Consider the following 23,967-nt stretch of genomic DNA (forward strand, 5'->3'; position numbering starts at 1 on the left):
TCGGTTGCAAGCGAAGAAACACCGAACGAGCTCCGATCGATATCCGTTTTTTAACCGAGAGAATGCAGAATCAACTATGAGCGTAAAAACTATTTATCCTTAAACATGCTGTAATGATCTTTCATGACCTGCAGCACGAAGTCGTTGGGAGTCATTTTTTCAGGATGTTTGACTTCCATAACCGCCTCAAGACGCTGGACCAAAGCTGTTAAAATGCCCACATCTCTTCTGTCAAAAGCTGTTTGGTAGATCTCTTTGACCGAATTAGCATCCTTGTCGCTCAATTTGATAACCTGTGGAAATAGAATTGGATGATTGTCGAAAGTCTCTTCGTAAATTGTGTCGCTCAATTTTAATGTAGGTTTGAGGCTGATAACGGAAGTTTCTGCGGCGATATCTCCAATGCGTTGCCCATTTTTGGATAAAACGATCGAGGTAATGGCGACACCACCCATCGTCATCCAAATATCTACAATAGATAGACTCCATCTGGACAAGTATTGATAAAAGTTGGCTCGCGAACCGTCAAGTTTAACAACCTTTATTTTCATGATTTTCTTACCTACTGTCTGACCACCAAAGGCGGTTTCGGTAATCAATGTGTAAAAAAACGCGGGTAGGGTCAATGCCATCATAACGCCATAAAAAAGATAGGGATCTCCTGCGTTCATGTTTATGCTGTCCAAGAGAAAGAAGCAAAAGAAATAATAACAGACTATAATAAAATAATCTATTGCAAAAGCGATCATTCTTGAACCAAGACTGGCAAGATTATATTCGATTTTTACATTTTGTGCTGTATTTATCTCAAGCTTATTCATATGTAAATTATTTGAGTTTAATAGCAATATAGCATATCTAGGTCATTTTAGCTCCAATTTGTGCTTTTCAATCATGGATATTTCCTATATTTGGTTCAGCCAGTTAAAAAAATTAATGAGAGAAGCATCCTTTGTAGAACGAAATAAAGAAAAATGGACGTTAATTGAAAATAATTTATCAATTAATATGCAGGTTGATCCAGATGAACTGGCCTCAAATTACATTGAGCTCACTAATGATCTGGCTTATGCACAAACTTTTTATCCTGAAAGTAAGGTAAAGGCTTACCTGAATGAACTGGTCGTGACCGTGCATCAGAAAATCTATAAAGATCAGAAAGCTTCCAATAATAAGTTTAAATCTTTTATCAATGAAGAGATACCGCAGGCGATCTGGTCAATCCGTAGACCTTTGTTGTACTCCTTCTTAATTTTTGTTTTGGCTTCAGTCATTGGTTTTGTATCGTCTGTATACGATATGGATTTTATTCGGCTTATTTTAGGTGACTACTATGTCGATTCGACGATAGAAAGCATAAAAGCAGGAGATCCTGCTGCAGTATATGGGAAGGGGAGCAACTTTGGATCAGCGATTTGGATTACGATTAATAATGTGCGGGTTGCTTTTATGGCCTTTGCTGCCGGACTATTTTTCAGTGTAGGGACAGGTTATGTGCTGTTTAGCAATGGTATTATGCTTGGTGCATTTCACCATATGTTTTTCCAGTATGGCGTTATGGGGAAAGCCATGTCGGCGATTTGGATTCATGGCACTATTGAGATTTCGGTAATTATTGTGGCAGGAGGATGCGGATTGGCCATCGGTAATAGCATTCTATTTCCCAAATCGTTTACACGTTTGACATCGTTTGTCCGTACAGCAAAGATTGCAATGAAAGTTCTCGTCAGCACGATTCCTTTTTTTATTATAGCCGGAACATTGGAAGGTTTTGTAACACGGTATTATAATATGTCAATTTGGTTATGTTTAATAATTATCGTTTTATCCGTACTGGCTATCCTTTATTTTTATGTTATTAATCCTTATCGACTAGCAAAACGATTTCAATGGAAATAGATTTTGAGTTTCAAAAAGAACGGAAGGTGGGGGACTTTATCCAAAGTTTCATAGATCTTTTTAAATTGATCTATAAGCACTTTGTTTCTACTATTTTTGGTTTATCTGCTCTGCCACTGGCGGGGATTGCCTTGGTTTATTATTTTCTGTCTACAAAAATCACATTCTCTGCCAACAGTGATTCTTTTGAGGATATCGATGCTTTTACGTGGGCTGGATTACTCATTCTGGCGCTGATAGCTTTGGGGCTGTACGTTTATGGTATTTCTATCGAATATTTTGTACTGCTCAAAGAACGCAAAAGTACGGCATTTTCGGGAGCGGAGGTGCTGAAGAATTTCAGATCAAACCTCGGGAAATACTTTATGTTTTTGATTGCCATGATATTGGCGTTAATTGTTGTCTTTATTCCCCTGGCCATCGTCGCTGCAATTTGTGCTTTTATCCCTTTCGTCGGAAGTTTTGCGATCGGTATTTTGGGGTCTATGGTTGGCATTTGGTTATTTTGCTCATTTTTATTTTATCGGGAAGGTTATTCGGATTTAGGGAGCTGTTTTACAGATGCCTATGTCATGCTGAGCAAAAAATTGATTCAATATGGTATTGCCACCTATATCGTGAATTTTATTTTTCAAATGGCGGTCATGATGATTTCCATTGTGCCATTGATTATCATGGGGCTTTTATCATTCAACTTCTTAGGTATAGATACCGCCTTTTTTGATTCATCCTGGGGAAAACTGTTGATGACATTGGGAGGCTTATTTATCACGTTATTCACCCTCTTTCTGTATATGTCTGGAGTTTTGGCCAATGGTATTATTTATGAAACGGCCAAGGACCTCAAATTTGGGGAACGTATTTATGGCATGATCGAAAAGATAGGAGGAAAAGATGAATAAACTCTTGTCTTTTTTCTGCATTGCCTGTTTGTCGATTATGTATGCCTGTGATCCCAAACCAAGAAATACAGAATCCAACAGCGATAGGATTGATTCACTTCATGTGCAAATAGATTCGACCTTAGTGGTAGCCGATTCTGTCGCTATTGACTCAATAGCCGTAAAGGCTCCTAATGGCCAGCAGGAAAAAGATGAAATTGACCTGTGGGATCCAACATTATTTGATTCAATCCCAAAATATACCGAAGAACGTTCGTTTAAAATGGATCCTTATCAGGATATCATCAAAAGATACGAGACGGACGATTTTGTTTATTCAGAAAATATTAAAGATCGCGTAGGCGTATTACAGCGCATCCTTGCGCGGCTCGCGGAGTGGATTGGAAGTATCATGCCAGATAATCCCTATAAATTTCGGGAAGAGTTTGGTTATGTATTTGCCTTTTTAGCTGTTATTGCATTAGCGTTTATCCTTTATAAAGTGCTCTACAACAGAAAACAATATTTTATTAAACATAGTGAAGAGGAGAGTGAACTGGACGTTTTAGCGTATGTAGAGCGAAATCTGATGAATAGCAACCTAGAACCTTATATTCAGGAGGCTATTGCCCAAAGGAATTATGCGTTGGGAATCCGATACTTACAGCTATTGAATATTCAGAAACTAGCGCAATCAGATCATATAAAATGGAAGCTGAGCAAAACAAATGCTGAATTTGCAGAAGAGATTCAAAACGAGGAGCTCCGTCGTGGATTTGCTGAATGTACAAGAATATTTGATTATGTCTGGTTCGGTCAATTTGAATTAACAGAAGACAATTTTAGTCAATATCAGCAATTGTTTCACCAATATCAAAAACAGATTAAATGAAGGGATCGGTAAAATTTGGATTGATATTATTGACTGTTGTGTTAGTGCTAATAGCTCTTATCGATGCAACAAGTAAGAAACCTATTATCTGGGATCGGACTTTTGATGCAAAGGATAAAAATCCCTTTGGAGCTTATGTATTGCGTCAAGAACTGAAGCATATCATTGATCAAAAGAATACAACGATTGAGCGACCATTGTATGAGTATCTGGATAGCACAAAGAAAACAGACGCTAACTTATTTTTTTATACGTCCTATTTTTCGTTGGGTGAAGCAGCGGAAGATAAGTTACTGGATTATGTAAACCGAGGTGGGAAAGCAATGATTGTAGCCGAGGATATTGATAATTACCTATTGGATTCCCTGGGTTTGGAAGCAGATAATTTCTATGGTTTTAAAAAAGGTGTAAATATAAAAAGTCAGTTGCGCGTGCGGTTGATGAACGATAACAATAAAATTCATTACAGTAAATCAGATCTTGGCGAAGTATTTAAAAAACTTCCTAAAAATGCGACTATTTTGGGCTCGATCACCTATAAGGAATTTGGGCTACCGAACTTCATCGCGGTTCAATTTGGTAAAGGAACGTTCTATCTTCACCTGACCCCTGATTTATTTGGGAACTATTACTTGCTGAATTCCGCCTCGCAATATGCCTATGTTGCTAAGTCGTTATCTTATCTAAATGATAAGCCGATCGCTTGGTATGATTTTAAAGCGAATATGGAGCAATATCGGACACCTTTGCGTGTATTGCTTATGAATGATGGTCTTCGGCAAGCCTGGTATGTTTTGTTAGCGGGGCTAGTCCTTTTGCTTGTGTTTAGAAGTAGACGTGAGCAGCGGGCTGTGGCGGTAGTGAGTCCGGAACCAAATCTCTCGAAGGAGTTCTGTGGAACCATCGCTACTTTATATTATGAAAATGGTGCACCAGGTAATATGGTCGCAAAAAAAATAGATTACTTCCTGCACGATCTTCGGATGCGCTTTCATTTGGACACGCTGATGTTGCGGGAAGAAGAGTTCATTGAGGAACTGGCAGAGCGGTCTGGGGTTTCGCTCGCAGAGACACAGTCTTTAATCAGGCTGATTGTTCGTATGCAAGATGCTAAACAACATGATGTGGCTGATCTCAAATTGATTAATGATACAATAGAAGAATTTAAACATAAAGCAAAAATGATATGAGTGACTTCGATAAATATATATCTTTTGAAAATCGAATAGATGTGTCCGTTTTATTCGATAAAATGGCGCAGGTAAAGTCGGAGGTGAAAAAAGTAATCGTTGGGCAAGATCAATTGATTGACATGCTCTTAATCTCAATTTTGGCTTCGGGGCATTCTTTGATCGAGGGCTTGCCGGGGGTGGCAAAAACATTATCCGCAAAATTGATTGCCAAAACTATTCACAGTGAATTCAAGCGGATTCAATTTACACCGGATTTAATGCCTTCGGATGTAACGGGATCGTCGATACTCGATTTGAAAAGTAATGAATTTGAATTTCGTCGGGGACCTATTTTTGCAAATATTGTTTTAATCGATGAAATCAATCGTGCTCCGGCAAAGACACAAGCCGCACTTTTTGAAAGTATGGCGGAGCAACAAGTGTCGGTCGATGGAACGACCTATCGATTGCCAGGACCGTTTATTGTTTTTGCGACACAAAACCCCATCGAACACGAAGGTACTTATCGATTGCCGGAAGCTCAGCTCGATCGTTTCTTGTTTAAGATCAATGTGAATTATCCTGAACTTGAACAGGAACTGGAAATATTAAAGGAGCACCATGCCCAAAAAGCAGAGAATAAAGAGGATCAGGTTCAGGCTGTCGTTTCGGCCGCAGAAATTTTAGAATTCCAGAAATTGATCAAATCTATCTTTGTTCACGAAGAGTTGTTAACTTACATTGCTCAAGTTATTATAAAGACACGAACGAATCCAAGTTTGACCCTTGGGGCATCACCGCGGGCTTCTATTGCTTTGTTGGAATCAGCAAAGGCTTCAGCTGCCTTGACAGGCCGAGACTTTGTTACTCCTGAGGATATTCGGAGGGTGGCATCTGTCGTACTGGGCCACCGTGTTATGTTGACTCCAGAAAGGGAAATGGAAGGATTTACCACCGCTTATGTCATCGACCAAATCATTAATTCTGTAGAAATTCCAAGATAATGAAGAAATTAAGGCAGCTTTTTCTAACAAATCAATTCTTCTACACCCTATTAGGTGTAGCAACACTCTTTACATTTTCTTTTTTCGTTAAAGGATTGTTGATTGTGGCTTGGATTGTTTTTTGGATCTGGTTGGCTGTTTTGGCTTTTGATTTTATTGTCTTATTTTCAGGAAAGGGGCGAATTGAGGTCACAAGGGTATATCCTGAAAAATTATCCAATGGCGATGAAAACCCGATGCGTCTGATTGTGAATTCTTTTTACCCGTTTGGGACAAAAGTTGATATTTTGGAGGAGTTTCCGGTACAGCTTCAAATTCGGGATAAAGATTTTGCGACAAGTTTGCTGGCCTTTCAGCGCTCGGAAATTTCGTTTTCCCTGCGACCCACACAAAGGGGTGTTTATCAGTTTGGTCGTTGTATGGCTTTGGTTCAGCGTTTTGGATTTTTCAAAAGAAGGTTTGTTACCAATCAAGAACAGGAAATACCCTGTTATCCGTCCTATATTCAACTCCGAAAATACCAGCTTTTGGCAACAAGTAATCGGTTGAATGAACTGGGGATCAAGCGTATTCGACGGATTGGTTCGGCTATGGAATTTGACCATGTTAGAGAATATGTGCAGGGGGATGACTATAGACACATGAACTGGAAGGCATCTGCAAAAGTAAAGAAGCTGATGGTCAACCAGTACGAAGAGGAGAAGTCTCAACCAATTTATTCTTTTATTGATCTAGGTCGGGCAATGCGTATGCCATTCAACGGTCTTACCTTATTGGACTACTCGATCAATGCTGCGCTGGTCCTTTCCAATGCGACCATCTTAAAGCAGGACCGAGCCGGATTATTAACCTTTTCAAAGGATATCAATGCATTTATAGCCGCTGAGAAGAGGAATAATCAAATGCACAAGATTTCGGAGGCACTATACCAGGTGTCGACCAAATTTGAGGAGTCGGAATTTGGAAGATTATATAGTTATGCCAATGCACATATTAATAAACGTTCGCTGATTTTTGTCTATACAAATTTTGAGACCTTAGATTCCTTAAGACGTCAGCTAAATTACCTGTCGATGTTAAATAGAAGCCACATTATAGTCGTTGTTGTTTTTAAAAACGTAGAAATAGAGGATTTAGCGAAGAGTACGCCGAAAAAGACAATCGACATTTACAACCAGGTCATTGCTGAAAAGTTTATCTATGAGAAACAACTTATCGTACAGGAACTGATTCGCAATGGGTTTCAGACAATCTATACAGCACCGGAAAACCTGACCATTAACTCCATCAACAAATATTTGGAAATTAAGGCACGTGGCCTTATTTAATGATGGAGGTATCTTTGACCATTACTTTTGTCCACAAATGCTGATATTTTTCGATCGCTTTTAAATGAATCGGATGTGTCTCGTACGTTGTAATATCTTTAAGGTTTTTGAAAGTGACAATCAATGTATAGTCAAAGCTGTTGTCTACGACAGGTCTCGGGTTTGTCTGCGCCGGAACTCCATAATTGAGCGTTTTGATGATGTCGATTTTTCGAAGGTCCTCAAAAAATCCAACAAAATTCTTTTTTTCTTTTTCACTGAGATCTTTTTTTAGCCAAAAATTGACAACGTGTACAATGGTGCTGGACTCGATAGCCTCATCCGATTGAACTGTATTTGCCCATGTGGGAGCAGTTACGAGCACCATGGGTGCTAGAAGAAAGTTGCGTCTTTTCATGATTGAAACGGTTTAGAAGCTTTAAGATACAAAACCTTCGTGAATTCACCAATACCAATGACGCTCATCGTGAGAAAAGGTTTTTTGTGTTTAATGAAAAATAGGCGTTTTTAACAAACAAAAAAAGGAAGACATCATGTCTTCCTTTTATCTTTTTATGGAGGGTAGGTTCTTACAAACCAAACTCTTCTTTCACTTTATCGATATAATCCAGTTTTTCCCAAGTAAAAAGTTCAACCTCAATTTGCTTTTTCTCGCCAGTTGAGCTCTCGAATTCCTTGGTTACTTTTTTTGGTGTTCTTCCCATGTGTCCATAGGCAGCCGTTTCTGAATAAATTGGATTTCTCAGACCCAAACGCGTTTCAATTCCGTAGGGAGTCATATCAAACAAATGAGCAATTTTTTCAGCAATCTGACCATCGGTCAAATTTACTTTGCTCGTTCCATAGGTATTTACATAGATTCCCATCGGATCTTTTACACCAATTGCATAGGAAATCTGTACGAGAATTTCATCTGCAACACCTGCTGCCACTAAGTTTTTGGCAATATGGCGCGTTGCGTATGCAGCAGAACGGTCTACCTTAGATGGATCTTTTCCTGAGAAAGCCCCTCCACCATGTGCACCTCGGCCGCCGTAGGTATCGACAATGATCTTGCGACCGGTAAGTCCTGTATCTCCGTGAGGTCCACCGATAACAAATTTTCCAGTTGGATTGATATGAAACTTAATTTCATCGTTAAATAACAACTGAAGTTCTGGTTTCAATTGTGCTTTAACACGAGGAATCAAGATCGTTTTGATGTCATGTGTAATTTTATCCAACATAACTTGTTCCGTATCGAAGTCGTCATGTTGTGTGGAGATTACGATTGCTTCGATTCTTTTTGGTTTGTGATCGTCACTATACTCAAGGGTAACCTGAGATTTTGCGTCCGGGCGCAAATACTTGATTTCGTTATTTTCGCGACGTAGCTCGGCCAATTCATAAAGTAAGCGATGCGATAGGTCCAATGCCAGAGGCATAAAATTCTCAGTTTCGTTGTTTGCATAACCGAACATGATACCTTGGTCGCCCGCACCTTGTTCTTGCCTTGTCTTGCGGTCTACGCCCTGGTTGATATCAGCAGACTGCTCGTGAATCGCCGAAAGAACGCCACAGGAGTTTGCCTCGAACATGTATTCAGATTTGGTGTAGCCAATCTTTTGGATCACCGAACGGGCTATTTTCTGAACATCGAGGTATATGTTTGATTTAACTTCCCCGGCAAGGACAACCTGTCCTGTGGTTACTAGTGTTTCAATAGCGACGCGAGAATCCTCGTCCCATGCTAAAAAATTGTCTATTAATGCATCTGATATTTGATCCGCAATTTTGTCTGGATGCCCTTCAGAAACAGATTCTGACGTAAATAAATAAGCCATGCTTTACGTAATTTTTAATATTGGATTTGCGCTAGAATGAAATAACAGCAAAGTGATAAGAGCCGTGATAGCGAAGGGTTTTTAGCACTTTTTTACTGTGGTTGCAATCTCCTTGTCGTTGCCTTGTAACGCAACAGCACGCAAATCAGTCCACATTCTATTTTTTGTGCGACAAAGCTACAATACTTTGAGGATTATTTAAAATCAAATTTATATTTTAACTTTTAAAAGCATAGGGAAGTGCGCTAATTAGTATAAAGATTACATTATTTTAAGAAATTGGTAATTTCCGCTATCTTTGGATATGTCAGAACGTAAACAAATACTGTTTGTTATTAATCCTATTTCAGGGGGGAAAAATAAAACTTCCTTTAAAAAACAAGTGCTGGATGTGCTTGATCTGCAGAAGTTTGACCCTACTTTTCAGCAGACCGCGAGACCGAACCATGCTTACGAAATTGGGCTGAAAGCGATCAAAGAGGGCTATGATGCAGTCATCGCGGTAGGTGGTGATGGCACGATCAATGAACTGGGCTCCGCTTTGGTGGGATCTGGAATTCCATTGGGGATTATTCCTGAAGGCTCTGGTAACGGCCTGGCGCTCTACTTGGGGGTTCCAATGAATGAAGCTGCTGCTATCCGACGGATTAATCGTTTTGAATCGATAGAGGTGGATTGTGGTGTGATTAATGATAGACGATTTTTTAATATCGCGGGTTTAGGTTTTGATGCCTCTGTAAGTGAAAATTTTGCCAATGAAAATATTCGTGGACCTTTGGGCTATATGAAGTCCGTTTTTAATGTGCTCAGTAAATACCAACCTGCCCATTATAAATTAACGATTGATGGAAAGGTTTACGAAAGGCAAGCGTTTATGATCAGTGTAGCGAACTCTCCCCAATATGGAAATAATGCCTATATCGCACCACAGGCTTCGGTTAACGATGGCATTTTAGATGTCTGTATCGTGCACAAATTTCCGCTTTACATTTTGCCAAAGATGATTTTCCATCTTTTTAATAAATCGGCAGATCAGTCCAGTTATGTCGAGATCATTCCTGGAAAGAACATACAGATCGAGATTGATAAGGTGTCACCGGTTCATGTGGATGGGGAGCCGATCGAACTTGGCGATAAATTGGATATTTCCATTATGCCAAAAGCGTTAAAGATAATTTGTTAAGATCATGAGTAAAAATAAGAAACAGTCCTATGAGGGCGTTGTATATTCAACAGACGACAGCTTCAGCTATCAGCTGGCTGATTTTTTTCAGGAAGCAGATACGTTACCTGTAAATCAGCAAAACTTAAAAGTGCAGCTTGACCGGAAAATGCGGAAGGGGAAAGTTGTTACGTTGGTTACGGGGTTCGTTGGAAAAGCGGAAGACTTGGAGAACTTAGGTAAATTGTTGAAAACGAAGTGCGGAGTGGGTGGAACAGTGAAGGACGGGGAGGTCATCATTCAGGGAGAGTTTAAACAAAAGATCTATGATTTGTTACTTAAAGAGGGGTATCGCGTAAAATTGGTTGGTGGTTAAACAAGTATATCAGGGATAATAGTGGTAAATCTAATGAATTGTCTATTAGGCAAGTATGCTTTGAGTGTGGGATGTCTGGCTGTTCGAAAACATGAGTAATCACTTACTTTTTGTCGTTTAAAATCCTTGATTTTTTTGCATATCAAAAAAAAAATGGCTTTCATTGTAAAATAATTATTGCGAATAAGCGATTTAGCATAGAGTAACAATGATTATATAACGGGAACTGCTGAGAAAAATAACACTGATTAATGGTGTATTCAGTTTTAAAAACAAATTTGATTTTTTTTATATATTTAAGAGGAATATTTTAAATTTGACATTAAATATTAAATTTGCTTTGCAAAATTGGTTTCAAAAGCGAATAAGAGTGCATATAATTTAAACAACATTATATATTTAAACAACAGTAAAAAACTAAAAATTAGAAAAATGGCAAACGCACCTAAAACTGCTGCAAAACAAGAGAGCAACAACGGAGGATCTTTCTTCGCTCAAGCTGCAATCATCATCTGTTTCATCGTTGGTTTCTGTTTATGGAAATTTGTAATGGGTAACCCTGCAAACTTTGTTGACAACAATAATGAAAATGCTCCAAATCCAGGTAACTATTTAGGAATGGTTTACCATGCTGGGGCTATCGTTCCTGTTTTGCTTGGTTTATTCTTAATGGTATGGGTTTTCTCCGTAGAACGTTTTATCGTTATTAACAAAGCTTCTGGTAATGGTAACGTAGGAAACTTCGTTCGTAAGATCCAAACGTTAATCAATGGCGGAAACATCGATTCAGCTATCGCTGAGTGTGACAAACAAAAAGGTTCAGTAGCAAATGTTGTAAAAGCTGGTTTATTGAAATACAAATCAGTATCTGCAGATCCTGAAGTAAACACTGAAAAAGCTGCTATTGCAATTCAAAAAGAAATCGAAGAAACTACAGCATTAGAAATGCCAATGTTAGAGAAAAACTTAAACGTTATCGCTACATTAGTTTCTATCGGTACATTATGTGGTCTATTGGGTACGGTAACAGGTATGATCAAAGCCTTCTCGGCATTGGCAACAGGTGGTGCTCCAGATTCAGCTAAATTGGCAAACGGTATCTCTGAGGCCTTGATCAATACAGCAACTGGTATCGCGACTTCAACATTCGCTATCGTATTGTATAACATCTTTACTGCAAAAATCGATAAATTAACTTACTCTATCGACGAAGCTGGTTTCTCAATCGTACAAACATACGCTGCAAACCACAAATAAGAACTATGATGAAAGTTTTTGATTTTATTTTATGGAAATCAAAAATCAAAAGCATCATAGGATAGAAGATTGAGTTTTTAATTTAAAAAGAAGAATTTAAAATGGGTAAAGCAAAAGTAAAAAGAGCCAGTACGTCGATCGACATGACAGCGATGTGTGACGTATCGTTCTTACTGCTTACGTTCTTCGTCTTAACGGCGACTGCGCGCCAACCGGAGGCTTTGCAAGTAGATACCCCAGCATCGACTACAAAAGATAAGTTACCTGATTCAAATGTAGGTATGATCACAATAGGCGATCAAGGTAAAGTTTTCTTCGGTACGACTGATCAACAGGTTCGCGTAAAAGCACTAGAAAGAATGTCCGCAAAATATGGCGTTGGCTTTTCACAAGAAGATTATGATCGTTTCAAATTGATGGAAAACTTTGGTGTACCAATGTCTAAATTGAAAGGATTATTGGCCCTGGATGGAAGTAAGCGTACAGAAAAAGGTCTGCAAACTGGTATCCCGGTTGATAGTACAGAGAATACTTCAAATGAGTTGTATTACTGGGTTCAAAATGCCCGTCTTGCAGCTGAGGAAGTAAATAAGGAAAAAGAAGCATCTGATAAAAACTTCGTGCATCCAGGACCTTTAAAGATGGCTATCAAAGCAGATGCGAATGAAAAATATCCTTCGGTTAATTTAGTTATTGAAACGTTGCGCAATCAAAAGCAAAACAAATTTAGTTTCATAACAGGCATGCGTGCTGAGGAGAAATAATTGACGATTTAATAAGAACAAACAATGGCAGAATTAAATCAGGATAGTGGTAAAAAAGGCAAAGGCGGGAAAGTAAGATCCAAGAAGAATGGCGGTAAGGTCGACCTTACAGCGATGGTGGATTTGGCATTCTTGTTGATTACCTTCTTCATGTTGACCACGTCCTTAAATAAACCGCAAGCGATGGATGTGGCTATGCCAGACAAAAATAAAATCAAGGAGCAACAAAGCGATGAATTGCTTACAGCAGATAATCGTTCACTTACAATTTTATTGGGTTCTGACAATAAAGTCTCTTGGGTATATGGTCAAGTTGCTCGTCCGATCGAAGGTCCTACTGTTGCTGGTTACGGTGCAGATGGGATTCGTAAGGTTTTGATGGAGAAAAAGGCATATGTACCTCGCGTTTCAGGCGGTAAAGACATGATCGTAATCATAAGACCGAGTGATAAATGTACACAACGTAATCTTGTTGACATTCTTGACGAGATGAAAATTGTAGACGTAAAACGCTATATGATCGGAAAGATTACTCCAGAGGAAGTGGACGTGTTAAAACGTGACAATATCTATAATGATTAGTTATTAGATTGACACAAAAAACTAAAATAAGATGATAGGGTCAAAATTAGATATTTTTAAGAAAGAATGGCTTGACGTCGTTTTTCAAGGCCGCAATAAGGAGTACGGAGCTTATGAGCTTCGTAAGCTAGCGCCTAAAGCGACTAACAGGGGACTTCTTGTCGTTATCGGCATTGTAGTCATAGCCAGCTTCCTTAGTGTTTATGGAAGTAAGCTGTTCCCGAAGAAAGCCGTTGAGGCTCCTCCTGCAGTAACTGAAGTTACTTTGGAAGACCTTGAAGAAATCAAACCACCAGAGCCTGAAGAAGAGGAACCGCTTCCACAAGAACCGGAAGAAAAACCTCAACAAGTGGCTATGGATGTACCGAAAGAAGATTTGGTTCGTTTCCCTGAACCTAAAGTAGCTCCTGCAAACAAAGTTGTGGAAGAAGTTGCTTCTCAGGAAGAGTTGAAAGATCCAAATAAAACTCCAGCGCGTATTACTTTGAAAGGTAGCCCGACTGGTACTTCTGTTGCACGTGGTGAATTTGGTTCGAAGAAACAAGATGGCGCAATCACTGGTGCTGCAAAAGGCGATCCAAATGGTAATGGAGATGAAATTCTTCCATTTAATGCCATCGAGGTTCAGCCAATGCCTGTAGGCGGTATGCAAGCATTTATGTCTTGGGTAGGTTCAAACTACGAGTATCCAGCTGCGGCAACTGAAAATGGTGTAAATGGTGTCGTTGAGGTATCTTTCGTTGTAGAAAAAGATGGTAGCTTAACAGACATCAATATCAAACGCGATTTGAAATATGGTACTGGTGATGCAGCCGTAAGGTTGCTTAAGAAAGCGAAGAAATGGAAACCTGGTATTCAAAATGGTCGTCCAGTTCGTGTAGCGTACACTTTACCAATTCGATTGAACCTTCAAAATTAGAATGACAAATTTTAATTCGAATAATAGTTCAAATTATAGACAGAAATCGCCTCTGAAGCGGTTTCTGTCTATTTTGGGACTATTTATGTTTGGCTTTTATTTTGTTTTGGGCCTTTTGATTATATTCTGGGACAATTTTCCCATTGAGATTAATCCAACCTACAAAACAATCTTTGGTGTCGTATTGATCCTGTATTCTTTTATGCGATTTGTACGGCTTTGGCAAAATAATTTTTAATTAACTGCCCTCTTCTTTTTGGCTACAACCAATTCTCTCTTCAAAAATTAAACTATTTTTTAATTAAACTGTCTTATTTTATGATGTATCATATGAGAAAATATAAAATGGTTCTTGTGATGCTTGGCATCTGTATGGGCATTTTTGTTTCCTGCAAAAATAAAACAAAGCAAGCGAAAGAGGGCGATGATATTTTAACAGGTAAGCTGCCCGTTATTGTGGATCAAACTTTGTTGCCTATTATCCAAGAATCTGCGGATGTGTTTGAGAGCTCTTATCCAAATTCGAGTTTGGAGCTTATTGCTCGTCCTGAAATTAAAGCGGTGAATGCATTGCTTGGCGATTCGGCCTATGTGGTTGTTTTGACGCGCAAGCTGACAAATGAGGAAGATAGCTACTTTAAAAAGCGAGGGATTCAACCTAAAATATTCCAAATGGCGTCGGATGCCGTTGTATTGATCAATAATCGTAACAGTGCTGATACTATAATGCCTCAAAAAGACGTTAAGTCTTTGTTGGAAGGTAACTTAGCAGGACAACGACTGATCTTTGACAACGCCAATTCAAGCACACTACGCTATTTGAAAGATTATTTTAAATTGAACAAAATCGATCCGAAAGCTGTTTCTGCTTTGAAAGATAGTGAGGATGTAATGAAATATGTGAGCGAGAATGCAAATACAGTGGGCGTTATTGGTTATAATTGGTATTTAAAAGCTGTAGAAAAAAATTCGAATTTATTGGATAAAATTCGTACATTGAGCATCGAAAGTGTTGGTAAGGAGGGCGAAAAGGTCAGTTTTTATAGACCATCCCAATCGACTATCGCCGACGGCTTATATCCTTTTGTAAGACCTGTCTACATTATGAACTATCAGCCGAATATGGGCTTAGGTTTAGGCTTCAGTGCCTTTTTGACAGGAGATCGTGGACAACGTATTGTATTGAAAGCTGGACTGGTTCCTGCTACAATGCCTGGACGTGAGATCATTATTAGAGATGAAAGTTATATTAAATAGATAATAAATAGTACAAAAATAGATTATGACAAACAGTAAATTATTATTTAGTCTTTTATTGGCGGGATCTGTGGGCACAGTAAGTGCACAAAGTTTGAAAGATGCTAGAGCAGCCATCGAGGCTGAAAATTATGGTAAAGCGAAAACTATCCTTCAACAGTTAGTGACTAAGCAACCTAAGAATGGAGATAATTATTTCTATTTGGGTCAAATTTATTTGGTAAACGACAGAGCGGATTCTGCCGCTGCGATTTTCAACCAAGGTTTGGCTGCTGATCCAAAGGCTACAATCAACAATGTAGGTTTGGGCTATGTTGACTTAATGAAAAAGGATAAAGCGAGCGCTGAATCTAAATTCGCTTTGGCAACAGCAAAATTAGGTAAGAAAGATTACGAGCCATTATTGGAAATCGGTCGTGCATATATAAAAACGCCTGAGCCCGATTATGCGAAAGCTTTGGAATACCTAACGCAAGCGAAAGAAAAAAACAAAAAAGATGTTGCAATTCCTATCGCATTAGGTGATGCATACCGTGGTTTAAAAGAAGGTTCATTAGCTTATACAAGCTATGGTGAAGCGACTGATATCGATCCAAATTCAGTACAAGCGAAAGTTGGACAGGCTGTTATCGTACGTGGAGCGCAGGCTTTTGATGAGGCAATTGGACAATTGCAGACTATCGCTACAGAAACTCCGGCATACGCACCTACTTACCGTGAGTTGGCTGAAACATATAACCAATGGTCTAGATTGCCGGGTACTTCTGACGAGAAATATGTCGAGTTAAATAAAAAAGGTGTTGAGCAATACAAAAAATACCTGGAAGTTGCGGGTGATAATTCATTGGAAGCTAAAATCCGTTATGCCGATTTCTTGGTTTACGCGCGTCAATACGACGATTTGAAAGTAGTTTCTGAAGAATTAGCTCAAAACCCTTCTGTAGATCCAAAAATCTATCGTTATTTGGGGTATATCGCCTTCCAAAAAGCTAAAGATTATCCGAAAGCATTGGAGTACTTAAACCAGATGTTTAGCAAAATGGAAAAAGATCGTGTAATTCCATTGGATTATATGTATCTAGGTATGTCTGAGATTGCTGCAAATAGCCCAAAACCAGCGGCTGCTGGTGCAGATAGCACGGCTACTGCGGCTCCGGTATTGACAGCAGAGAATACGGCGAATATTCAAAAGGGTATTGCTGATATTAAGAAAGCAATTGATTTAGACAAAGAATTGTTGGGAGAAACAGCTGAGTTGGCATTTGCTAAATACCAAGAGCAAGAATTGCAGACAGCAGCCTCTTTATTCGAGCTAGTTGCTTCTTATAAAGATAACAAAACATATTTGTTTGATGCAAACTACTATGCTGGAGAAGCCTATTACCAAATCGGTGCAAAGGAAGATGCTGCTAGTAAGAATGAAGAACAAGTCGTCGTTAATCAAGAATTGAGAGATAAAGCAATTGCTGATTTGCAAAAAGCACAGACTTTCTTATCTGTTATTGAAACGACAGACAATAAAGAAGCACAAGATAAATATTTGATCAATGCGCTTTATTATAAAGCTTTTGCTGCCTTAACCGCGGACAACTTGGAGCAACCTAAAGGTGATTTTGTTGCACCATTCCAAAAATTGATCGAAACCATCAATCAACGTGGCGCACAAGAGAAGAATAAAAATTATTTGATCGATGCAAATACATATATCGGACTTTACTATTACGTGAAGCAAGATCTTCCTAAAGCGAAGGAGTGCTTCCAAAAAGTATTGGCTATAGATCCGGCAAATGAAGCTGTTAAAGGTTACTTAGAGGGCCTGAAATAAGCTTAAATAAAATCATTCTAAATTAGGCGTAGATAGTAATATCTACGCCTTTTTTGTTTTGATTTTTACCTTGAAATCTCTATATTTAGAGATAGTTACCAATATAAATTTTAATTGAGATGGAGCAAGCCAATAGTATGCCGATAGACTACTTGCCTATATTTATACAGCTTTTAGTAGCTGTAGGATTTGGAGTAGGTACCATAATTATTACACATCTTATCGGGCCAAAAGTCCGCACGGAAAACAAGCTTGGAGCTTTTGAGTCGGGAATTGAAGTTGTCGGAAATGCCAGGCAGCCTTTCTCCATAAAATATTTTTTGGTCGCTATCCTGTTTGTCATATTTGATGTTGAAGTTATTTTCATGTATCCATGGGCAGTCAACTTCCGGGAAATGGGACTACAGGGCTTGATCGAGATGTTTATTTTCATGGGACTGCTCTTGTTGGGCTTTATCTATGTGATCAAGAAAAAAGCATTGAGTTGGGATTAGATATTCCCGTGATGGTTGGCCTTTGGGCCAGCAATACTTAAACCTATAAATCGACTTTTCATGAGTGATATAAAATTGGCAGAAGCTCCTCCGGGAGTAGAAGGCGCAGGTTTTTTTGCGACAAGTTTGGACAAAGCCATTGGCTTGGCCCGAGCCAACTCCTTATGGCCTTTACCCTTTGCCACATCCTGCTGTGGTATCGAGTTTATGGCTACGATGGGCTCTACTTACGATTTGGCTAGATTTGGTGCCGAACGCCCGAGTTTTTCGCCGCGTCAGGCAGATATGCTATTGGTGATGGGTACCATCGCTAAGAAAATGGCTCCGGTGTTAAAGCAGGTGTATATCCAAATGGCCGAGCCGCGCTGGGTAATTGCTGTAGGGGCCTGTGCATCTAGTGGGGGTATTTTCGATACGTATTCTGTGCTACAAGGAATAGACGAAATTATACCGGTTGATGTGTACGTGCCTGGTTGTCCTCCCCGTCCAGAAGCAATTTTGGATGGTGTGTTGCGTCTACAGGATATTGTAAAGAATGAATCATTGAACCGGAGAAATACACCCGAATACAAAGCGCTGCTTGAGAAGTACGGAATACATACAAATAAATAGATGATGGAAAACAGTTTTTTATTGGATAAGCTCCAAGGAAATTTTCCGGCAAAGATTAACGAAATTCAAGATGCACACAATTTATTGACGATTGTCGTGGATACGGAAGATGTGATTGATGTACTTCGTTTCTTGAAATCGAATAAGGAGTTGCAGTTTATCCATCTCACGGATATTACGGCGGTACATTATCCGCATTTAGAAAAGGAGTTTGCTGTGGTTTATCATATTCATAGTCTCGTTCATAATATCCGAATCCGAGTGAAGGTCTTTTTGTATGGGCCGAATCCTGAGATTCCGACAGCAACCGTCGTTTGGAAAGGTGCGAACTGGATGGAGCGTGAGACTTTTGATTTTTTTGGTGTCAATTTTATAGGACATCCCGATTTGAGGAGGATTTTGAATGTAGATGATATGGAGGTGTTTCCAATGCGTAAGGAATATCCTTTAGAGGATCCAAATCGCGTAGATAAGAAAGATTTGTATTTCGGCCGTTAATTTATACGATATGAGCGAATTTATAAGCAAGATAACATCTAATCAGCCTGTCTTCGAAGACAACGATCCGCAAGACGAGTTGATTACCCTGAATATTGGTCCCACGCATCCCGCCACGCATGGCGTATTTCAGAACGTGGTACAAATCGATGGCGAGCGTATTGTGAGTGGCGTGTCCACGATCGGTTATATTCACCGCGCATTTGAAAAAATTGCTGAACATCGACCTTTTTATCAAATAACACCTTTGACTGATCGTCTAAACTATTGCTCGTCTCCAATCAATAATATGGGCTGGCATATGACCGTTGAAAAATTACTTAAAATAGAGATTCCTAAGCGGGTGCAATATATGCGTGTTATCGTCATGGAGCTTGCCCGTATTGCGGATCATATTATTTGTAATGGTATTTTGGGGGTAGATACGGGTGCTTTTTCGGGCTTTTTGTATGTGATGCAGGAACGCGAGTTTATCTATGAAATCTTTGAAGAAATCTGTGGCGCTCGTCTGACAACGAACATTGGTCGTATTGGAGGCTTCGAGCGTGATTTCAATGCTATAGCCTTTGAGAAAATACGTGAATTTCTGAAACGCTATCCTCCGGTATTGCAAGAGTTTGAAGAGTTGTTTGTTCGTAACCGCATTTTTATAGAACGAACGTCGGGTGTTGCTGCTGTAACAGCAGAAGATGCCCTGGATTATGGCTGGTCTGGTCCTATTTTACGTGCGACAGGTGTAGATTACGATGTGCGTGTACAGAATCCTTATTGCTCGTATGAAGAATTTGATTTCGATGTGCCTGTTGGCACGACAGGTGATGTATACGATCGTTTCATGGTTCGGAACGCCGAAATGTGGCAATCACTTCGGATTATTGAACAGGCATTAGCGAAAATTGAGAAAGAACCTAAAGGAGTCTTCCATGCGGAGGTTCCTGATTTCTATTTACCTCCGAAAGAACAGGTGTATACCAATATGGAAGCTCTAATTTACCACTTTAAAATCGTCATGGGTGAGGTGGATACACCTAAAGCTGAAGTTTATCATGCGGTCGAAGGGGCAAATGGTGAACTCGGTTTTTATTTGATTCATGATGGTGGACGGTCACCTTATCGTCTGCATTTCAGGAGACCTTCTTTTGTCAATTATCAGATGTTTGCACCAATGAGTGCAGGAATGCTGATTTCAGATGCTATTATAAATATGAGTAGTCTTAACGTTATAGCTGGAGAATTAGATGCTTAGTGTAAAACAACATAATGAAAATGTAACGTTTTCTCCAGAATTGTTAGCCAAGTTTGGAGAAGTGGTAAGCCGTTACCCTGAAGGAAAGCAGAAATCGGGCTTATTGCCCATTTTACATTTGGTTCAGGCGGAATACGGTTGGGTTAGCGCAGATGCGATGGATAAGGTTGCTGTTTACCTGAATATATTACCGATTGAGGTATATGAGGTGGCAACCTTCTATACCATGTTCCTGTTGCAACCCAAAGGAAAATACGTACTGGAGATTTGCCGTACCGGGCCTTGTTGTTTGGTCGGTGCAGAGCGTATTATGGGGCATTTAGAGCAAAAGCTCGGTGTAAAGGAGGGACAGGTCACAAGCGATGGGCTTTTCTCTTGGCGTGGTGTAGAATGTTTGGCTGCCTGTGGTTTTGGACCAGTCTTACAGATTGGCCCTGAATATACATTCTATGAGAATCTGACAGAAGATAAAGTCGACGAATTGATTGATAATTTAAAAGCTAAAACAGAATAATATGGCACGTAAACTTTTGTTGACTCATATCGATGTTCCGGGCATCAATACCTTTGAGGTCTATCGACAAAAAGGTGGTTATGTTGCTGTTGAAAAAGTATTAAAGACAATGTCTCCTGAGGATGTTGTCGAAGAGGTTAAGAAGTCTGGATTACGTGGCCGTGGTGGAGCTGGTTTTCCTACGGGGATGAAATGGTCCTTTTTGGCTAAACCTGAGGGGGTGCCGCGCTATTTGGTCTGTAATGCCGACGAGTCTGAACCAGGGACCTTCAAAGACCGTTATTTAATGACACATATTCCGCATGCACTCATTGAGGGAATGATTGTATCGAGCTTCGCTTTGGGGGCTCACACGTCGTATATCTATGTGCGTGGAGAGATGATGCCACAGATCAGAATTCTGGAGCGTGCTATTGCTGAAGCTAAGGAAAAAGGGTTTTTGGGTAAAAATATTTTAGGTTCGGGTTATGATCTGGAGATCTATGTTCAACCGGGAGGTGGAGCGTATATCTGTGGTGAGGAAACGGCTTTATTAGAGTCCTTAGAAGGTAAACGAGGTAATCCGCGTATTAAACCCCCTTTTCCAGCGATAGCGGGTTTATATAACTGCCCGACAGTGGTGAATAATGTGGAGTCTATTGCAACGACAGTTCCCATTATTAATTTGGGTGGTGAAGAGTATGCTAAGATCGGTGTAGAGCGTAGCACCGGAACAAAATTAATTTCCGCTAGCGGAAATATTGTAAAACCAGGTGTCTATGAGATCGAACTTGGTCTGCCCGTTGAAGAGTTTATTTACTCGGACGAATATTGTGGTGGCATTGCCAATGGGAAACGAATGAAGGCTGTCGTAGCCGGAGGCTCTTCGGTGCCTATTTTACCGGCTAATCTGATCTTGAAAACTGCCGCTGGAAATAGCCGATTGATGACTTATGAATCACTGGCTGATGGAGGCTTCCAAACTGGTACAATGCTCGGATCAGGTGGTTTCATCGTATTTGATGAGGATCAGTGCGTGGTGCGTAATACCTGGAATTTTGCGCGATTCTATCATCATGAAAGCTGTGGTCAATGTTCGCCTTGTCGTGAAGGAACAGGCTGGATGGAGAAGGTACTGCATAAGATCGAGAGTGGTCATGGTGCTATGGAAGATATTGATTTATTGTGGGACGTTCAACGAAAAATAGAAGGGAATACAATTTGCCCATTGGGAGATGCTGCGGCATGGCCTGTGGCAGCTGCAATACGACACTTTAGGGATGAATTTGAATGGCATATCCTGCATCCGGAAGAGTCACAAACAAGAAATTATGGACTGGCACATTATGCTGATCCTTTACAACCAATAGTATCATAATAGAAGCTGTAACGATAAATTAATTATATCATGGCAGAAGCGGAAGATGTAAAGTTTAAGGTCACCATCGATGGTATACCGGTAGAGGTTGCTCCTGGGACAAGCATATTAAATGCAGCGAGACAGATCGGCGGCGATATAGTCCCTCCGGCAATGTGTTACTACTCCAAACTGGAGGGGAGTGGCGGTAAATGCCGTACCTGTTTGGTAAAAGTCTCCAAGGGATCTGAAAAAGATCCAAGACCGATGCCGAAATTGGTGGCTTCTTGTCGTACAACGGTGATGGACGGTATGGAAGTGCAAAATATTACTTCGCCAGAGGTGGTGGAAGCAAGAAAAGGTGTTGTTGAAATCTTATTGATTAACCATCCCTTAGATTGTCCAATCTGCGATCAGGCTGGTGAATGTAAATTGCAGGATCTCGGATATGAACACGGCAGCGCTCATACACGCTACGAATTCGATCGACGTACCTTCGAACGCATTGATCTGGGCGATAAGATCCAATTGCATATGAACCGTTGTATCTTATGTTACCGTTGTGTTTATGTCGCAAATCAGTTGACCGACCAGCGTGTACACGGTATCTTAGGACGAGGAGATCACGCCGAGATATCGACTTATATCGAAAATGTAATCGATAACGATTTCTCCGGAAATGTTATTGATGTATGTCCTGTGGGAGCTTTGACAGATAAAACCTTCCGTTTCAAGAATAGGGTATGGTTTACGAAGCCTGTCGATGCACATCGCGATTGTCCGACATGTTCGGGTAAGGTAACCTTATGGTATAAGGGAGAAGAGGTCATTCGGGTAACTGCTCGAAAGGATGAGTTTGGTGAAGTGGAAGAGTTTATCTGTAATACCTGTCGCTTTGATCAGAAAAAAACGAGCGATTGGGTGTTGGAGGAACCAACAGAAATAGACCGACATTCCGTCATTTCTGCCAATCACTACGAGTTATTTAATCCGCCGAAAGTTGTTAAGGAGAATCCGATACTACAGGAACAAAATCGCGAACAGTTGGCTAGAACAGAAAAATTGAAATAATCACAAACATGGAGTGGTCTTTTGTCATAGAAAAATTAATACTGGTGTCTATTGTATTCGTTATCACCTTGGTGATCGCGATGTATTCGACACTTGCGGAACGTAAAATTGCAGGCTTTATGCAAGATCGATATGGTCCTGATCGGGCTGGTCTCTTTGGTATCTTGCAACCGCTGTGTGATGGTGGTAAATTCTTCTTTAAGGAGGAAATTATACCCGCTGGTGCACATAAGGTGCTTTTTATTTTGGGGCCTACAATTGCGATTATAACGGCGTGTATTAGTTCAGCCGTTATTCCCTGGGGGCAGGAGCTACAGATTGGAGACCGAACGATTTCTTTGCAGGTTGCACAAGGGATCAATGTAGGGGTGTTGTATATGTTTGGTGTGATTGCATTAGGTGTATATGGTATCATGTTGGGCGGATGGGCTTCCAATAATAAATTCTCACTTATGGGGGCAATTCGTGCAGCATCACAGAGTATCAGTTATGAGATTGCAATGGGATTATCACTTATTGCGCTATTGATGGTAACGCGCACTTTGACACTCGAAGAAATTGTTGCGCAGCAGTCGGGTTTTGTCAATTGGAATATCTGGGCACAGCCGCTGGGCTTTATCATTTTTATGGTCTGTGCTTTTGCCGAATGTAATCGGGTTCCATTTGATTTGCCGGAATGTGAAACGGAGCTTGTTGGTGGTTACCATACGGAGTACTCCTCCATGAAATTGGGACTCTACATGTTTTCCGAATATATTAACATGTTCGTTTCCTCTGCATTGATGGCATCACTCTATTTTGGCGGATATAATTTCCCTTTTATGAATGATATGGGATTGTCTGCCAATATGATCACGATCATCGGGGTGGTTGTATTCTTCATTAAAATATTGCTGTTTATCTTTTTCTTTATGTGGGTGCGTTGGACTTTACCACGTTTCCGCTACGATCAATTGATGAATCTAGGCTGGAAGATGTTGATTCCATTGGCTATTGCCAATATTGTACTTACAGGTGTATTTACATTGATTAAAGATACTTATTTCTCATAAGAA

25 protein-coding genes are annotated in these 23,967 nt (G+C 40.0%); 22 read left to right on the top strand and 3 right to left on the bottom strand.

Annotated elements, in window-relative coordinates; genetic code table 11:
• Window positions 1–89: 89 nt before the first annotated feature.
• Complete coding sequence (locus B4N43_RS08485; protein ID WP_115046318.1) at window positions 90–821, bottom strand: RDD family protein; 732 nt, start codon at window positions 819–821, stop codon at window positions 90–92.
• A gap of 115 nt (window positions 822–936) precedes the next feature.
• Between B4N43_RS08485 and B4N43_RS08490 the strand changes: the two genes are divergently transcribed.
• Genes B4N43_RS08490 through B4N43_RS08515 form a run of 6 tightly spaced genes read left to right on the top strand, consistent with a single transcriptional unit; the run spans window position 937 to window position 7,176 of the window.
• Window positions 937–1,899 carry a stage II sporulation protein M gene (locus B4N43_RS08490; protein WP_201639971.1) on the top strand — a complete coding sequence of 321 codons (963 nt, stop codon included), beginning with the start codon at window positions 937–939 and terminating at the stop codon, window positions 1,897–1,899.
• Window positions 1,890–2,801: an ABC transporter permease gene (locus B4N43_RS08495; RefSeq protein ID WP_112375114.1), complete on the top strand. Its 912-nt coding sequence runs from the start codon at window positions 1,890–1,892 to the stop codon at window positions 2,799–2,801. The genes B4N43_RS08490 and B4N43_RS08495 overlap by 10 nt, the downstream gene beginning before the upstream one ends.
• Window positions 2,794–3,672 (top strand): DUF4129 domain-containing protein, encoded by an 879-nt coding sequence (locus B4N43_RS08500; protein ID WP_112375113.1) that lies wholly within the window; start codon window positions 2,794–2,796, stop codon window positions 3,670–3,672. Before B4N43_RS08495 ends, B4N43_RS08500 begins: the two co-directional genes overlap by 8 nt.
• Window positions 3,669–4,862, top strand: a complete 1,194-nt coding sequence (locus tag B4N43_RS08505) for a DUF4350 domain-containing protein (protein WP_112375112.1) — start codon at window positions 3,669–3,671, stop codon at window positions 4,860–4,862. Before B4N43_RS08500 ends, B4N43_RS08505 begins: the two co-directional genes overlap by 4 nt.
• Window positions 4,859–5,848: an AAA family ATPase gene (locus tag B4N43_RS08510; RefSeq protein ID WP_088163324.1), complete on the top strand. Its 990-nt coding sequence runs from the start codon at window positions 4,859–4,861 to the stop codon at window positions 5,846–5,848. Before B4N43_RS08505 ends, B4N43_RS08510 begins: the two co-directional genes overlap by 4 nt.
• On the top strand, window positions 5,848–7,176 hold the full coding sequence (locus B4N43_RS08515) for a DUF58 domain-containing protein (protein ID WP_112375111.1): 1,329 nt from the start codon (window positions 5,848–5,850) through the stop codon (window positions 7,174–7,176). The genes B4N43_RS08510 and B4N43_RS08515 overlap by 1 nt, the downstream gene beginning before the upstream one ends.
• On the opposite strand, the gene B4N43_RS08520 is transcribed toward B4N43_RS08515, so the two are convergent.
• Window positions 7,169–7,573, bottom strand: coding sequence for a Dabb family protein (locus B4N43_RS08520; protein ID WP_201639976.1), 405 nt, complete (start codon window positions 7,571–7,573; stop codon window positions 7,169–7,171). The genes B4N43_RS08515 and B4N43_RS08520 overlap by 8 nt on opposite strands.
• A gap of 172 nt (window positions 7,574–7,745) precedes the next feature.
• Window positions 7,746–8,999: a methionine adenosyltransferase gene (gene metK / locus B4N43_RS08525; protein WP_088163322.1), complete on the bottom strand. Its 1,254-nt coding sequence runs from the start codon at window positions 8,997–8,999 to the stop codon at window positions 7,746–7,748.
• Between the two features lie 304 nt (window positions 9,000–9,303).
• Here metK and B4N43_RS08530 point away from each other — a divergent pair, with 304 nt between their 5' ends.
• From B4N43_RS08530 to nuoH, 16 genes are all read left to right on the top strand, one after another.
• Window positions 9,304–10,182, top strand: coding sequence for a diacylglycerol/lipid kinase family protein (locus tag B4N43_RS08530; RefSeq protein WP_286734148.1), 879 nt, complete (start codon window positions 9,304–9,306; stop codon window positions 10,180–10,182).
• A 4-nt stretch (window positions 10,183–10,186) separates the two neighbouring features.
• Window positions 10,187–10,537 (top strand): translation initiation factor, encoded by a 351-nt coding sequence (locus B4N43_RS08535; protein WP_075990317.1) that lies wholly within the window; start codon window positions 10,187–10,189, stop codon window positions 10,535–10,537.
• A gap of 432 nt (window positions 10,538–10,969) precedes the next feature.
• Window positions 10,970–11,794 (top strand): MotA/TolQ/ExbB proton channel family protein, encoded by an 825-nt coding sequence (locus B4N43_RS08540; protein ID WP_088163321.1) that lies wholly within the window; start codon window positions 10,970–10,972, stop codon window positions 11,792–11,794.
• A 101-nt stretch (window positions 11,795–11,895) separates the two neighbouring features.
• On the top strand, window positions 11,896–12,558 hold the full coding sequence (locus tag B4N43_RS08545) for an ExbD/TolR family protein (protein ID WP_088163320.1): 663 nt from the start codon (window positions 11,896–11,898) through the stop codon (window positions 12,556–12,558).
• A 24-nt stretch (window positions 12,559–12,582) separates the two neighbouring features.
• Complete coding sequence (locus B4N43_RS08550) at window positions 12,583–13,140, top strand: ExbD/TolR family protein (RefSeq protein WP_075990314.1); 558 nt, start codon at window positions 12,583–12,585, stop codon at window positions 13,138–13,140.
• Window positions 13,141–13,171: 31 nt separating this feature from the next.
• The gene (locus B4N43_RS08555; protein ID WP_088163319.1) at window positions 13,172–14,059 is read left to right on the top strand and encodes an energy transducer TonB; all 888 of its coding nucleotides are present in this window, start codon (window positions 13,172–13,174) and stop codon (window positions 14,057–14,059) included.
• 330 nt (window positions 14,060–14,389) lie between these two features.
• Complete coding sequence (locus B4N43_RS08560) at window positions 14,390–15,316, top strand: PstS family phosphate ABC transporter substrate-binding protein (protein ID WP_232475640.1); 927 nt, start codon at window positions 14,390–14,392, stop codon at window positions 15,314–15,316.
• 25 nt (window positions 15,317–15,341) lie between these two features.
• Window positions 15,342–17,141, top strand: coding sequence for a tetratricopeptide repeat protein (locus tag B4N43_RS08565; RefSeq protein ID WP_088163317.1), 1,800 nt, complete (start codon window positions 15,342–15,344; stop codon window positions 17,139–17,141).
• 119 nt (window positions 17,142–17,260) lie between these two features.
• On the top strand, window positions 17,261–17,635 hold the full coding sequence (locus B4N43_RS08570) for an NADH-quinone oxidoreductase subunit A (protein WP_088163316.1): 375 nt from the start codon (window positions 17,261–17,263) through the stop codon (window positions 17,633–17,635).
• A 60-nt stretch (window positions 17,636–17,695) separates the two neighbouring features.
• A complete protein-coding gene (locus tag B4N43_RS08575; RefSeq protein WP_088163315.1) occupies window positions 17,696–18,247 on the top strand; it encodes an NADH-quinone oxidoreductase subunit B in 552 nt (183 codons plus the stop codon).
• Window positions 18,248–18,745 carry an NADH-quinone oxidoreductase subunit C gene (locus B4N43_RS08580; RefSeq protein WP_075990307.1) on the top strand — a complete coding sequence of 166 codons (498 nt, stop codon included), beginning with the start codon at window positions 18,248–18,250 and terminating at the stop codon, window positions 18,743–18,745.
• A 10-nt stretch (window positions 18,746–18,755) separates the two neighbouring features.
• Window positions 18,756–19,991 carry an NADH-quinone oxidoreductase subunit D gene (locus tag B4N43_RS08585; RefSeq protein WP_075990306.1) on the top strand — a complete coding sequence of 412 codons (1,236 nt, stop codon included), beginning with the start codon at window positions 18,756–18,758 and terminating at the stop codon, window positions 19,989–19,991.
• Window positions 19,984–20,505 carry a complex I 24 kDa subunit family protein gene (nuoE, locus tag B4N43_RS08590; RefSeq protein WP_075990305.1) on the top strand — a complete coding sequence of 174 codons (522 nt, stop codon included), beginning with the start codon at window positions 19,984–19,986 and terminating at the stop codon, window positions 20,503–20,505. The genes B4N43_RS08585 and nuoE overlap by 8 nt, the downstream gene beginning before the upstream one ends.
• Before the next feature lies 1 nt (window position 20,506).
• Window positions 20,507–21,862, top strand: a complete 1,356-nt coding sequence (gene nuoF / locus B4N43_RS08595; RefSeq protein WP_153844502.1) for an NADH-quinone oxidoreductase subunit NuoF — start codon at window positions 20,507–20,509, stop codon at window positions 21,860–21,862.
• Between the two features lie 30 nt (window positions 21,863–21,892).
• Window positions 21,893–22,912: a 2Fe-2S iron-sulfur cluster-binding protein gene (locus B4N43_RS08600; RefSeq protein WP_286734157.1), complete on the top strand. Its 1,020-nt coding sequence runs from the start codon at window positions 21,893–21,895 to the stop codon at window positions 22,910–22,912.
• Window positions 22,913–22,920: 8 nt separating this feature from the next.
• Entirely contained in the window at window positions 22,921–23,964 is a 1,044-nt protein-coding gene (nuoH, locus tag B4N43_RS08605) for an NADH-quinone oxidoreductase subunit NuoH (RefSeq protein WP_286734159.1), read from the top strand.
• Window positions 23,965–23,967: the final 3 nt, after the last annotated feature.

It is taken from the genome of Sphingobacterium sp. UBA1897 (assembly GCF_002337775.1).
In the GTDB taxonomy this organism is placed as follows: Bacteria; Bacteroidota; Bacteroidia; order Sphingobacteriales; family Sphingobacteriaceae; genus Sphingobacterium; species Sphingobacterium siyangense.